Source organism: Glycomyces tenuis DSM 44171, assembly GCF_000427885.1.
Lineage (GTDB): Bacteria > Actinomycetota > Actinomycetes > Mycobacteriales > Micromonosporaceae > Glycomyces > Glycomyces tenuis.
Genome location: NZ_ATYW01000017.1, coordinates 103527 through 116973 on the forward strand (window position 1 = coordinate 103527; position 13447 = coordinate 116973).

Consider the following 13447-nt stretch of genomic DNA (forward strand, 5'->3'; position numbering starts at 1 on the left):
CCCTGAACGTCCCTTGCCAACCGCATCCAGCAATTTCCTACTAAAGGAGTAGAATATGTTCAACCGTCGAGTCCTCCTGGGCAGTACCATCGCGGCCGCCTCGACCCTGGCCCTGACCGCCTGCGGCGGCTCGGACGAGTCCGAGGCGACCGAGACCAACGGGACCGTGGTCGTCGCGGCGACGCCGGTGCCCCACGCCGACATCCTGACCTTCATCTCCGAGGAGCTGGCCGACGACGCCGGCATCGAGATCGAGATCGAGGAGTTCACCGACTACGTGCAGCCGAACGTGGCGACCGCGGACGGCTCGGTGGACGCGAACTTCTTCCAGACCGAGCCCTACCTGGAGGAGTACAACGCGGCGAACGGCACCGACCTGGTCACCGTGGCGCCGGTCCACATCGAGCCGCTGGGCCTGTACTCCGACAAGGCCGACTCGGTCGAGGCGATCCCCGAGGGCGGCCAGGTCGCCATCCCGGGCGACGGCTCGAACGGCGGCCGGGCCCTGGCCCTGCTGGCCGACGCGGGCCTGATCACCCTGGCCGAGGGCGTCGACCCGACCCTGGCCACCGAGGACGACGTCGCGGAGAACCCGAAGAACCTCGAGTTCGTCCCGCTCGAAGCCGCGCAGCTGGCCCGCTCGCTCCCGGACGTGGACGCGGCCGTGATCAACGGCAACTACGCCCTCGAAGCCGACCTCAGCCCCGCCGAGGACGCCCTCGTGAGCGAGTCCCCCGAGGGCAACCCGTACGCGAACTACCTGGTCACCACGTCGGCGAACGCCGAGAACGAGGACGTCCAGAAACTCGCCGAGCTGCTCCAGTCCGACGAGGTGCGCCGGTACATCGCAGAGACCTGGGCGGACGGCTCCGTCGTCCCAGCCTCCTGACCTGCGCCAACACCACCGGAACCCGGTTGCACCGGCCTGGAATCGCCACGTAAGATGGTTGCGGCCAGGCCGGGCAACGGGTCTGGCGTAGGGGCGTGGCGCAATTGGTAGCGCATCGGTCTCCAAAACCGAGGGTTGCAGGTTCGAGTCCTGTCGCCCCTGCAGATGATCAGTCGAGGCGCGGTCGTCACATTGTGACGACCGCGCCTCGTTTTCTTTGTCTCTCAGGCCTGCTCATCCCATGTTCGCGCTCGGCCGCTCCATCGTGAGTTCGCGGCGCTGCCGCTCAGCAGCGGGTCCGCGAAGCGGATGACATCGGCGATCAGTGCTCCGAAGCCTTCGGGATAGCTCTCGACCTCGGCTCCTTGCCTGCGGCGCCAGGTCCGGTAGTTGCCTTCGCGCGAGTCGACCAATGAGCCGATTCGCTGGGACAGCGGCCCGAGCGGGATGCCCCGATACTCGGCTGTGCGTCGCAGCGCCTCGGAAAGCGTGCCGCCATCGAGGTCGTGCCCGCCTGTGAGCCGCCAGATGTCGGCCCAGTCCCGCTCCCGGGTATTGATCTCGCCGAGGTTCACCGCCGTGGTGATCTTCTCGGCGAGGGCGGTCTCGATGGGGTACGCCAGGATCTCGAAGCTCTGGGATTCGAGCACACTCGGATAGGGGATGCGAACCGCTCCCGGTGTGACGGGATCGCCGAAGTTGACATCCAGGGCCAGCTTGATCCGTGCCTTCCCGAGGAAGGCGGGCATCGTGATCCGGAGGCCGGAGTACAAGTCGTCCTCACGGATGACCGTCGCACGGATCTGGTCGGTGTCGAACTGGAGGCCGTCGTCGACACCGATACCGGCGATCTCACCGACTCGGTCGACGAGTACCTCGACGTCGTTGTCCATGCGTCCGAGCAGGTCGGCGTCGCGGGTGGGCCTGCGAGCATCGAAGGCCGCGAGCAGCAGTCCGCCCTTGAGGATGAACTGCTCCCGATAGGGCGAGACGGAGACACGGTAGAGCCAGCGCTCCAGCGCGTAGGCCACCAAGAGCTCGTCAGTGCCTCGTTGCTGTCGCCGAGCGGTGTTTCGCAGATCGTTGAACACACGACCCGCCGTCGTGTCTCGAGAGGGAGTCGGCATCAGCTGAGTATCACCCGCATCGCATCGGTCAACGCGGAGGCACGGCCAAGCCTCCTGGCAACGTTCATCAGTTCCGCGGGTCGACCGCGCTTCTCGGCGAGGTAGGTCCGCAACGCCGCGAGCGCGACACCCTCACCGACCAGGTGGCGCATACGCATCGCGTCAGCGATGGCACGCTCGGGCGAGTAGACGTTCACCGACTCTCCGGGCGCTGCTTCGAAGGGCTGTTTGCCGATGTCAAAAGTGGCGGGATCGAAGCGGTGCACCTCTGTCGGCGGATAGGCGATGCGCGGCGGATTGACGCCCCTCGGCACCGCCAGCTGCACAGCCGGCGGAATGTCGTCGGTCAACTCATGGAGCGCCAACGCTGACACCAGGCAGACGACCCCGCGTGGAGCGCGCTTGGCAGCCGCCAGGACGTCGAGGTACGCGGTCTCGGCCGCGTCGGCCTTGCGGTACACGCCTCGGGAGATCTGGACGACCTTCCCCGAGTCTCGCCATGAGTACACCGCTCGTCGGGACCCGCCCGCGGCGATGACCTCCGGGAGCGTGAACGTGGCTGGAAGCTCATCCAGTTGGACAGCCATGAACAAAACCATACCATGTTTATGTTTAAGGTATGGACTTGTTCCTTGCCATGTTCTTGTACATGGCTCTCACCTGCGGAAACAGATTCCCATAGGCATCGATGAGGCCTGCAGATTGAAAGGGTCCGAACCGCATGCGGTTCGGGCCTTTTTGGATGTTGTGATCACGACGGTCGCTCAGCCGGGCCCTTTTCCCTGCACTCGCCGTACGAGAAGCGGGCCCGACAGTCGCTACCCCTGAGAAACTTGGTGTCGACACGCCGATAATCTTGGTACTCAGAGTTCCAGAATCTTGGTATTGTGGCATTATGAGCAGGGAATACATCGCGCGCATCGCAGACCAGTTGGTTGACGATCTCATGGAGGATTTTCCGGCTGTGCTCATCGTCGGACCGCGAGCGTGCGGCAAGACAACGACGGCTCGGCGTCACGCGCGGACCGTGATCCAGCTCGACCGCGAGGCTGAAGCGGCGGTTGTGCGCGCCGATCCTGAAGGGGCCCTTGATGTGGACCGGCCGGTGCTGCTGGACGAATGGCAGGTGGCGCCGGGGGTCCTCGGTGCCGTGAAGCGTGCGGTCGACGCTCGGCCCGGGCCGGGCGCGTTCCTCATCACCGGTTCCGTCCGTTCGGACCTCGAAGCCGAGGGGTGGCCGCTAACAGGGCGTGCGATTCGGGTCGAGATGTACGGCCTCATCCAAAGGGAGGTCGAAGGGAACGTGGAGGTGGCTCCGCTCTTCGATCGTCTGCGTTCCGATCCCGAGGGAGCGCTACGAGGGGCGACGACGGATCTAGCCCTCAACGACTATCTGGACTTCACGATCCGCGGCGGATACCCCGACTCCGTCCTGGCGCCCAGCGCTACTGCTCGGAACCGATGGCTCAGGGCATACGTCGATCAGGTGGTCTCGAGGGATGCCGAACTCATCGACGGCGGACGGGATCCGATCAAACTGCGGCGATACCTGCATGCCCTCTGCCTCAACACCGCCGGGGTCACGGTCGCGAAGACGCTCTACGAGGCCGCAGGCATCAACAGCAGGACCGCGCAGGCGTACGACCGCCTGTTGGGGAACCTCCTACTCGTCGAGGAAGTGCCGGCGTGGTGGAACAACCGCTTGAAACGCCTGGCGAAGACGCCGAAACGGTACATCATCGATCCCGCCGTAGCGGCCGCCGTCCTTCAAGTGGACCGCCAAGGTCTGCGACGCGACGCCGACATGGTCGGGCGGATGCTCGACACCTTCGTCGCCAGTCAGCTCCGTGTCGAGGCCCGCTTGGGCGAGTCCGATCCCGTGCTGCACCACCTGCGTACGAGCGACCAGCTCCACGAAGTGGACCTCCTTGCCGAGTACCCCGACGGCAGTGTGTTCGCCTTCGAGATCAAGTCGTCATCGGCGGTCGCCGCCAAAGACGGGCGACACCTGGCCTGGCTCCGCGATGAACTCGGCGACCGATTCCTCGGAGGCGCAGTCCTGCACACCGGCCCGCGTTCGTTCACTCTCGGCGACCGGGTGATCGCCGCACCGATCGCCGCCCTCTGGTCTCGACCGACGTCGACCTAGAGCGAATGGTTCCAATCGGGTGCGCACGACCGTGACCTGCGGGTACAAGTTCCCATAGGCCTCGATGATCCCTGCAGATCGCTGAAGGGCCTCTCCGGTATGTCGGAGAGGCCCTTCACTTTCCCCATTCGAGTTGCCGGGCGCACGTCGATCGCTGCCGAGTTGCGGTGGGCCTCAATGCGTCGAAGCGGCGGTCACGGCAGGGGCGCGCCACCCCAGAGCGCTGAGAGGGGAACGGCTGCCATGTCAGGTCCGAACGGCCGCAGCTCCTCACCCAGGTAGAGGACATAGCCCGCGCGGAACCGGTCACCGAGTCGATCACGCAGCCAATGGAGGTGCTTGAACGAGTCGGACCGCACCGTCGCCGAAGCCTTGACCTCGATGGCGACTACCGCTCCGTCTCTGCGTTCGAGTACGAAGTCGATCTCGCGGCCGTCCCTGTCGCGGTAGAAATGCAGTCCAGCCCTGATCGCGCTCACTGTGAGCTGTCGGGTCAGCTCGGCGAACACGAAGGTCTCCACCAGCGGTCCCGCGAGCGGGTGCCCAGGGGCGGACACCGCTTCCAGATCCGCCCCGAGCAGCGATGCCGTCAGACCCGAGTCGGTGACGTAGGCCTTCGGGGTCTTGATGAGCTTCGAGGTCAGGTTGGTCGACCACGTCGGCAGTTTCGCGGTCAGGTAGACGATGTCGAGATAGCCGAGGTAGTCACGGACGGTGGCGTGGTTGAGCTCGAGGCTCCTGGCGAGATCGGAAAACACCAGGTTCGACCCGCTACGCGCGGCGACCAGGCGCAGGAGTTGCGGCACCAGGTTGGCATGGCGAACGTCTGCGAACTCCGCGACGTCCCGCAATACCACCGTGGACACATAGCTGTCGAACCAGTCCGCGCGAAGCGATTCGGACCGGATTCGGATCGCCTCCGGATAGCCTCCCTCGCAGATGAGTTTGAAGTAGTCGCCCCTACCCCACTGCGATGCCGGCGATGAGTGCAACAATCGCTCCCGATCGAACAGGAGCGCAGGCGCATCCACCTCTGACCTCGTCCGCTCGGCGGCGCTCAACGGCCAGAGATCGACGAACACGGCTCGCCCCGCAAGCGACTCTGACAATGTCGGTACCGTCAGAAACCGCGTCGAGCCCGACAGCACGAACTGGCCGGGCGCATCGTCGAGATCCATGAGCCGCTTGACCGCGAGCAGAAGATCATCGCCACCGCGTTGGACCTCGTCGAAGATCCGCGGCGCCGAACCATATCCTGCGAATCCCGACGGGTCGGCCCGGACCGTCTGGAGAACGGTCGGATCATCGAGCGTCGCGAAGGTTCCGCCTCGTTCAGCATGCAGCTGCCGCAGCAGCGTGGTCTTTCCCGCTTGCCGAGGACCACCGACCACGACCGCTCGGAACGCGTCAACGCGCTCGTTCAAATGGGCGAGCGCTCGGCGAGGCAGAAGGTTCGACATGCGGCGACGATATCAGACGAATTTATGATCGTAATAACAGATCTGCCGATACTACAGTCATAGTTTCGCCGAACTTCTGATCCCAGTTCGGCCGCGCTCAACGCTGGTTACAGCTACCACCTTCCAGCCAGACTGACCACCATGCGGGTATGAAGGGCGTCTACCTGCGGGAACAAGTTCCCATAGGCCTCGATGATCCCTGCAGATGCATAGAAGGGCCCAGGCCGAATGGCCTGGGCCCTTCACTGTCGTTGTCGCTGATTCCGGGGCGCGGCACCGGTTGGGCCGTGTTTCACCACCGACTGAGTTTCGCGGGGTTGCGCACCGCCCAGATGCGGGTGATGCGGTCGCCCTCGAAGTCGAACGCGTACACCGACACGGTGACGCCGCCCAGCTGTGCGATGAGGCCGGGCTGGCCGTTGACCGTGCTTTCCAGGAACTCCATCTTGCGGAGCCGGCTCTCGAACGGGGCCAGGGAGCGCACGATCTGCTCGGCACCTTCGACCGGGCGGAGCAGCGCACTGGCGGCACCGCCGCCGTCGACGATCGCGGTGACGTCCGGGTCGAGCAGGCCGATGAGCGCGTCGATGTCCTTGGCCTCCCAGGCTCGCTTGAGGTCTCGGACGATCGCGGCGCGCCGGTCCGCGGACGCGGCGGGCGCGCGCTCCCCGCGGACGCGGCGGCGGGCCGATGAGGCCAACTGGCGGCAGGCCGCCGGTGAACGCCCCACGACCTCGGCCACGTCGTTGAAGGGATAGCGGAAGACGTCGTGCAGGATGAACGCGACGCGCTCGGCCGGGGTCATCGACTCCAGCACGACGAGGAACGCCATGTGGACCGACTCGTCGAGGGTGATCCGGTCGGCCGGGTCGACCGCCGCGGCGCCCGAGGGGCCGACGTCCCGCTCGGAGAGGTCGGGCAGCGGCTCGGGAAGCCATTCGCCCACATAGGTCTCCCGTCTGGACCGCGCCGAGTTGAGCAGGTTGAGGCAGATGCGGCTGGCGACCGTGGTCAGCCAGGCGCCGGGTGAACTGATGTCGTCCCGCTGCTCCGGGGACATGGCGCACCACCGGGCGTAGGTCTCCTGCACGACGTCCTCGGCGTCGGCGAGGGAGCCGAGGAGCCGGTAGGCGACGTTGATCAGCTGGGGCCGCTCGCCCATGATCGCGCTCAGGTCCGGATCGGCCTGACCGTGCTCCGGCCCGAATCGGTTGGTCATGGCATGCCGCCCGTCATCCCGCTCCCCCTCTCGCTTCGGTCCTCACCGTTCCGACATGACAGCACGCTGGAATGTGAGGTCGTCGCGTCACCTCACATTCCAGAGGGCTCGATTGTCGTACTGGTGTAGGGCGGCGTGCTGCTCAGGGCACACCGACCGGACCGAAATGACGAGGAGCCGCCATGCCGACACGAACGACCCACGACTTCCCACGCGCGACCGTCGAGCGCTCGACGGCGCGCAGCGGGCCGGGCCGATTCCGATCGATCGCCTTCTGGGCCGTGACCTTGGTGGTCGCCTACGAATTGGCTTCTGGGTCGGTGTGGAACCTGGTGCCGATCACATGGGTCGAAGTCCAGCTGCACCACCTGGGCTACCCGCACTACTTCGCCCACATCCTGGGCGCGGCGCAACTCGGCGCGGCCATCGCGATCGTGGCGCCCGGCCTCCCGATCCTCAAGGAATGGGCGTATGTGGGCTGCTGCTTCCTGTGGGTGGGCGCGGTGGTGTCGCACCTGATCGTCGGCGACGACGTTCAGACGTGGTCGGTGCCGCTGGGTTTCGGGGCCCTCGCCATCGCCTCGTGGGCGCTGCGCCCCGCCGACCGCCGCGTGCCCCGAACAGGCAGGGGCGCCGACGAGCCGGGGACCGGCGCCTGGGAGATCCGCCCGCGCGCCTGGGTCGTCCCGCTCGTCGTCCTCGTCGTCCTGTACGCCGTCTCCATCCTCACGCTTCCCATCTTCGATGACATGACGTACCAGTGGGCGGTCGACTACGGCTGGATCACCGAATAGCCGCCTTGCCGAGGATTCGCAGCCACGCCCTGGACCGGCCGGATCAGGTCTCGCTTGGTCGGTACTCGCCGATCACTTCGATGAGGCCGATGATGTGGCGGTTGAACTCGTCGAATTCAGCACTCGCCATGCATCCGGTTTGCGAGCGGACGGGCGCTGGACGAGCCGGACCGTGTGGGAACCACTGACGTCCGGTTTCAGGATCTCGCGGGCGACCGCCGCACAGCGAGTGCACGAGGTGATCGACCTGCTGGCCGCCTGCGCCCCGAAACCGCAGTCCGGGCTGCGCCGGGCCAAGCGCTTGGGCCGGGCTTCGTCATCCTCGACGGCACCCTCGTCCGCTGCGACCGGCTCGCGGCCGATCGGCCGTTCTACGCCGGCAAGCACCGGTCGTGCGGGATGAACCTCCAGGCCATCGCCGATCCCGATGGGAACCTGCTATGGGCCTGGGGCGCGATCGGCGGCTCAGTGCACGATGTCAAGGCCGCCTGGATCTGGCAGGTGCCGCGGCTGCTGCGCGAGCACGGCCTGTTCGCCCTCGCGGACACGGCCTACCAGGGCCTCGACGTCGACCTGGTGATCACGCCCTGCAAGGGCGAAGGCAAGCCGACTCGCCCCAATCGGGTCCTCGCGCCCTGAGGCCCGCCGATTCAGTCGCCGAAGTGGTCGTTCAGAACGCGGAAGCGGTCGAGTACGTCCTGACGGAACAGACTCCCGTGGCCAGCCGCCGCGCGGGGTACGGCAGCTGCGGGTTCAGGCCGCTCACCGGATACGGTTCATGTATGGCCTACAGCTATTTCTCTCAGGACGATGCTTCGGCCGCCCTCCAGTCCACGCTCGCGCATGCGCAGCGTCTCCCCGCATTGTCGGCACTGCTCGACGGCGACCTGCTGTGGGACCGGTCGGCGCACCAGCTCGTGTTCATGGTCGATTCCTGGATCGACGGCACCGGATACGGGCGTCGCATGCACACCTGCACGGACCGCCGCGTCATCGACGACATCGACCTCGTGCGCGGGTTCTCCAACGGCACCAAGACCGCCGACCCCGAACTCGTGAACGCGGCGGCCGACGAGGTCCTCGATATCATCGGCGCCTGCATCTCCGCGGTCGACAGGTCCGCGGCGTCGGCCGCGATCACCGCGACGCTCCATGGCGGCCTGGCGGAGTCCCCGTCTCGAAAGCCGATGTTCACAGCGCTGCGGGCACGGCAGCTCGAGCGTACGGCCCAGCGCTGAGCAGGAGGCGAGAGCCGACTCGATCGCGGAATGACAGGTGGCTCGCGAGACCTTCGGAACAGTCCGGGCGCTCCGTGTACGCCCATCCGGGGCTCGGCGCTTCACTGATGGCGCAGACAATCCGATGTCCGATGAGCGCTCAAGATCGCTACTTCGGGATACAGGTCCCCATAGACCTCGATGATCCCTGCAATGTGATGTATCAGAACATGAAAAACGGTCCGATCCTGCAGGGTTCGAGCCGCTCGCCGTTCGTTGGCATGCGGGTCCTTCGGGCCAGTCGGCGGCCCGGTGTCCGCCTATCCTGCCGGCGGGATCGACGAGACATCAATCGGGAACGGGCTCGCCCAGGCCTGAGAACAGCTTCAGGGTCTGCGTCGACGGGTAGTCGGACAAGGAGGCGATCCCGTGAGCGAGGTCGATGGGCGCCAGAGATCCCTCGTGCAGATAGCTGACCAGGTGCGGCAGGGTGGCGACGATTCGATGAAAGCCGATGAAGTCCTCAGGATGTGATGGTTTCTCTAGTTCATCGAGGTACTGTCCGGTGGGGATGTTGAGCACAAGCGAGAAGTTCGAATCGAGCCGGACCAGGATCTTCTCACCGTAGTTGGTGCGCTTCCCGTAGAGATTCTCCATCTGCGGTGCCCGCTGGACCTTCTCCCGGATGTACCGATGGGACAGGATCGCGGTCTGCGGCCACTTGGTCTCTTGCCCAGCGTGCAGCGCCCGGCGTTCGTCTTCGAGGTGGTCGAAGAGCATTCCGGACTTCTCCTGCCCCATCAGGTGGATGGTGACTCCTTGCCGCTTGGCGTACTCCAGCAGTTCCCGAAGCCGTCTGGTCAATTTCGCATACTGCCGAGGGAACATGAGCGGGCCGTCCTTGACCAGCAGGGTGTTCTCCAGGGTCGCGAAGTCTCCGCGCTCCCAGCAGTGCTGGATGAACGAGACCAGCAGGAGCATCTCGTGGATGGCCATATAGGCGCTCGCGACCGTGTCTCGGGCCGACTCCTCGTTCATATCGAGGTGAAGGCCGGGTACGTCGGTGATGTAGACCGGCTCACCACACCTCAGGTTGGGGCACTGCGTCTCGTCCACCCCATGTGGAAGGCCACCGGTCAGGTTGTCGCAGTGCGGGCATTCGACGCCGGGGCTGGGTTCATCAGATGATTCCCACTGCTTGTAGAGCAGCCACTTCAACGCGTCATGAAGCAGGCCGCCGTGCTCTTCGCGGAGGATGTCCCGGACGATCTCGCGGATCGAGCGGTACACCGCTCCGGCCTCGCCGAACCGTTCCTCCAGGGACACGTTGCGCAGCGGGAACACGGCATTGCAGTGAAGCGCGGAGTCGCTCATGAGCCGCTCCATGTGGAGCGGATGCGGGGCGTGCGGGTCAATCCGCTCGGTCTCGGCCCGGCTCAGCTTGAACAGGGCCGTCTTGACGAAGCAGATCTCGCGCATCCTGTCGTCGGAGGTGACCCGTTGGAGCGAGTCGATGATTGACTCCACCAGGGCCCAGGCCTCCGAAGCTGAGAGCTTCGTCTGCTCACCGTCCCGCCGGCCCGGCGTCCCCGAAGACAGACCCGCGGCGCCACCGGTGTCGAAGCGCGCCCTCCAGTTCCGGACCGACCCGCGCGAGACTCCGAACACCCGCACCGCCTCGGCAGTGCTCATGCCGTCCCCTACAGCGGCCATCACTCGCTTCCGCAGCACTTCCTGCTGCTGGGGCGAGAGCCTGCGCATGTCCACCCTCAGATCATCGCCCACACCAACCACACGCGATGATCAACCGATAAGTTTCGGATCAATACGAGTTCCCACGGGCCGCTGTGAAGTCTGTGAACCGGGAGCGGCCCGGTTAACCTGTTGGCGCGGTGAGGGGCGCTGCCGTGATACTGCTCGGATGACGAGCGATCAGTATTGGCCCAAGGAGCGGTTCGGGCTCGATTTCCCGAAGTTCTTGCAGCAGTATGGGCTTCAGGCCCGGGGCGAGCCGGTGCCCTTGACCGGGGGCGAGGACAACCGTCTCGCTCGGATCCCCACCGACCGGGGCGAGGTGGTGATCCGCGAATACCTCCACTCCGGCCGTGCCAAGGTCGGCGCCGAAGTGTCACTGCTCGAGCACCTCGCCCGAGACGGGTTCCCGACGCCGATGCCGATCTTCCCCAAGGCGGGCGAGCGGGTGGCGTTGGTCGGCGGGAACCCGATCGTGGTGTTCCCGTTCGTCTCCGGCCGCGTCCCCGAGGCGATGACGGAGGCGCTGGCCGGCCAGTGCGGGGCCTTGCTGGCCCGGATGCACGTGAGCACCGAGGGCTGGGCCGACGAGCGGATACCGGTGGTCGACCGCCGCGGCATCCTCGAACAGGCCGCCGCGAGCGACGTCAAGCTCGCGGGGGCGCAGTTCTGGCGGTCCGAGACACGCGGCTTCCTCGAGCGGAACGCCGCGGCACTGGGGCTGCTCGGCGAGCTTCCCTCCGGCCCTCTCCACCATGACCTGCACCGGCAGAACGTGCTCGTGGACGGGGACGCGGTCACCGCGGTCCTCGACTTCGACGAGCTCAATCGAGGCCCGCTCATCCTCGATCTCGCCCGATGGTGCCATTACGCGGCGCTCGAACAGGACGACATGCGGCTGCCCGCCGCCCTCGTCGAGGCGGCCGTGGCCGGCTACCAGAGCGTCAGGCCCCTCACCGGCGCCGAGCTGAAGATGCTGCCGTTGGCACTCGACCTCGCCGGCATCGTCGACGCGGCGGGCTTCGTCATGTGGGCCGCACCGTATCTGGGCCTGGAGTCGATCAGCGAGTGCCGCAGCTGGAAGGCCTACCTCGCGAACTGCGACTCCTGAGCCCAGAGAGCGGGCTTCGCGGGCCGGTCGAGCTCGTCATGGATGCGTCATGGATTCGACGGCGGCGAGAAGGACCGATCGAGGACGCGCACCGGCACGCTTTCCCTGTTCGCAGTGCGTCGCAGTGCGACGGCGAGAGATCTGCACTCGAAGGAAGTGATTCGCCATGGGCGACAGGATCAGCTACAGCCCGGAGCACATCAGGGAAGTCGGGGAGACCGTCTGCCCCGACATCGCGAACTTCTACGACGACGTCGGCTACAAGGCGGCCGAGGCCGGGCGCGTGGGGGCTTCGGTCTTCGGCGACCACGGCCTGGGCGAGACCTGGACGACCTTCTTCAACCTCTACTACGACGTCGTCTACGAAACGGGGTCCAACACCCGCGCCATGGGCCGGACCCTCACGCAGATCGCGGAAGATCAGGAGATCCTCGAGGGCGAACTGGTGAACACGTTCGGGCAGATGGAATCCGAGATCGACGCGGGCGGATACACCTCGACGCCCTCGACCAGCTACCCCGAGGCGCCCTTGAAAGCCCCCGCGCCGGAGGACAAGGACGAGAACCCCTACACCGCCGAACTGGGCGGCCCGGTCCCCGGCCTCTGACCCGCCCCGACCGCTTTCAAGGTCCTGCACGACGAAGGAGCAAGCCGCATGAGCGCCTATCAACCACTCGACTTCAACTCGCTGGCGGAGGCGACCGGCGACATCCCCCAGATGATCGCCGACCTCCGCGACCCCTTCTTCGACATGTACCAACGGGAGATCGCGATCGCGAAATGGCCGGCCTACGCCGACGTCATCAGGCTCAGCAAGGAAGAGGCGTGGCGCCGGATCGGCATCGGCCCGGGCCAGGGCATCCCGAACTCGGACAACCCCCTGAACCACCGGCAGCCGAGCCGGCAGTCGAGCATCCTCCCGTTCTTCGTGCCCCAGGAGGCGACCGCCGCGGAGGAGCAGGCGATCGCCGACAGCGGAGCGGCCAGCGCGACCTCGGCCGTCGACGAGATCCGTTCGGCGTTCGACGAGGTGCTGGAGAACGGCTCCCTGGCCGCGGCGGACACCTTGCTCCAGAAGCTCTCCGCCGCGGGCGAGTCGGTCGATCACCTCATCGAGACGCATGACCGGGGCGGGTTCGCGAAGGTGGAGGACCTGTTCGACGCCTGGGACGGGCGCGACTCCGAAGCCGGCGCGGAGCAGTTCGGCGAGCGCCTGCGGACCGCGGCGGGCCTCCACCGCATGATGACCGCGCAACTGATACAGGGCGGCTCCGCCGAGTGCGCCGCCAAGCTCACGACGCAGATGTACCTGGGCTCGACGCTCAAGAGCGTTCACGAGCAGATCGACGAGCTCATGACCGGCACGAGCACGCTGGTGAAGGTCCTCGTCCGGACCGCGTTCAACGAGATTCCCCACTCGGGGGGCATCGTCAGCCTCCTCGACGGCCTCCTCGAGCAGCAGGGCAGCGGCGAGACCGCGGCCGGCAACTGGCTCACGGCCGCCTTCGGCAAGCTCGACATGGAATACGACATGGGACTGGAACCGCAGAAGGGTTCGGTTCTGCGTCAGCAGCTCCTCGCCGCCGCCGCGTACTGCAAGGACACGCTGAAGAACGCCCGTGACGAGGCGCAGCGGGGCCTGGGCATCGACCTGAGCACCTGGCAGGGCTTCTTCCCTCAAGCGGCGAACGTCCTCATCCCGGGCGAACCCGTCTAGGCAGTGTTCGAG

The 13447-nt window shown here is 66.3% G+C and carries 12 protein-coding genes, 1 tRNA gene and 1 pseudogene; 9 read left to right on the forward strand and 5 right to left on the reverse strand.

What is annotated here, in order from left to right:
• The first annotated feature begins 55 nt into the window (after positions 1–55).
• Entirely contained in the window at positions 56–889 is an 834-nt protein-coding gene (locus tag YWW_RS0118505) for a MetQ/NlpA family ABC transporter substrate-binding protein (protein WP_026931278.1), read from the forward strand.
• 89 nt (positions 890–978) lie between these two features.
• A tRNA-Trp gene (locus YWW_RS0118510) sits at positions 979–1051 on the forward strand.
• A 62-nt stretch (positions 1052–1113) separates the two neighbouring features.
• On the opposite strand, the gene YWW_RS31430 is transcribed toward YWW_RS0118510, so the two are convergent.
• Together YWW_RS31430 and YWW_RS0118520 are read right to left on the reverse strand one after the other, a co-directional pair.
• The gene (locus YWW_RS31430) at positions 1114–1920 is read right to left on the reverse strand and encodes a nucleotidyl transferase AbiEii/AbiGii toxin family protein (RefSeq protein ID WP_211228615.1); all 807 of its coding nucleotides are present in this window, start codon (positions 1918–1920) and stop codon (positions 1114–1116) included.
• A gap of 95 nt (positions 1921–2015) precedes the next feature.
• Complete coding sequence (locus YWW_RS0118520; protein ID WP_026931279.1) at positions 2016–2603, reverse strand: type IV toxin-antitoxin system AbiEi family antitoxin domain-containing protein; 588 nt, start codon at positions 2601–2603, stop codon at positions 2016–2018.
• 308 nt (positions 2604–2911) lie between these two features.
• On the opposite strand from YWW_RS0118520, the gene YWW_RS0118525 reads away from it, so the two are divergent.
• A complete protein-coding gene (locus tag YWW_RS0118525; protein ID WP_035696939.1) occupies positions 2912–4165 on the forward strand; it encodes an ATP-binding protein in 1254 nt (417 codons plus the stop codon).
• A 194-nt stretch (positions 4166–4359) separates the two neighbouring features.
• Here the strand turns inward: YWW_RS0118525 and YWW_RS0118530 are convergent, their stop codons facing one another.
• Both YWW_RS0118530 and sigJ read right to left on the reverse strand, forming a co-directional pair.
• On the reverse strand, positions 4360–5625 hold the full coding sequence (locus YWW_RS0118530) for an ATP-binding protein (RefSeq protein WP_026931281.1): 1266 nt from the start codon (positions 5623–5625) through the stop codon (positions 4360–4362).
• 292 nt (positions 5626–5917) lie between these two features.
• Entirely contained in the window at positions 5918–6844 is a 927-nt protein-coding gene (sigJ, locus tag YWW_RS0118535) for an RNA polymerase sigma factor SigJ (protein ID WP_026931282.1), read from the reverse strand.
• 182 nt (positions 6845–7026) lie between these two features.
• Here sigJ and YWW_RS0118540 point away from each other — a divergent pair, with 182 nt between their 5' ends.
• The 3 genes and pseudogenes from YWW_RS0118540 (at position 7027) to YWW_RS0118555 (ending at position 8876) form a co-directional block, all read left to right on the forward strand.
• The gene (locus YWW_RS0118540; RefSeq protein ID WP_026931283.1) at positions 7027–7638 is read left to right on the forward strand and encodes a DoxX family protein; all 612 of its coding nucleotides are present in this window, start codon (positions 7027–7029) and stop codon (positions 7636–7638) included.
• Between the two features lie 184 nt (positions 7639–7822).
• Positions 7823–8199: pseudogene (locus tag YWW_RS35240) on the forward strand (transposase family protein); the annotation flags it as partial.
• A 101-nt stretch (positions 8200–8300) separates the two neighbouring features.
• A complete protein-coding gene (locus YWW_RS0118555; protein WP_026931284.1) occupies positions 8301–8876 on the forward strand; it encodes a hypothetical protein in 576 nt (191 codons plus the stop codon).
• A gap of 327 nt (positions 8877–9203) precedes the next feature.
• Here YWW_RS0118555 and YWW_RS31440 read toward each other — a convergent pair whose 3' ends face one another.
• The gene (locus YWW_RS31440) at positions 9204–10616 is read right to left on the reverse strand and encodes a helix-turn-helix domain-containing protein (RefSeq protein ID WP_156037350.1); all 1413 of its coding nucleotides are present in this window, start codon (positions 10614–10616) and stop codon (positions 9204–9206) included.
• Between the two features lie 160 nt (positions 10617–10776).
• On the opposite strand from YWW_RS31440, the gene YWW_RS0118565 reads away from it, so the two are divergent.
• The 3 genes from YWW_RS0118565 to YWW_RS0118575 all read left to right on the forward strand — a co-directional run bounded on the left by YWW_RS0118565 (position 10777) and on the right by YWW_RS0118575 (position 13435).
• Positions 10777–11718, forward strand: coding sequence for a phosphotransferase (locus YWW_RS0118565; RefSeq protein ID WP_026931285.1), 942 nt, complete (start codon positions 10777–10779; stop codon positions 11716–11718).
• Between the two features lie 166 nt (positions 11719–11884).
• Positions 11885–12325 (forward strand): hypothetical protein, encoded by a 441-nt coding sequence (locus tag YWW_RS0118570; RefSeq protein WP_026931286.1) that lies wholly within the window; start codon positions 11885–11887, stop codon positions 12323–12325.
• A gap of 48 nt (positions 12326–12373) precedes the next feature.
• Entirely contained in the window at positions 12374–13435 is a 1062-nt protein-coding gene (locus YWW_RS0118575) for a hypothetical protein (RefSeq protein WP_026931287.1), read from the forward strand.
• Positions 13436–13447: the final 12 nt, after the last annotated feature.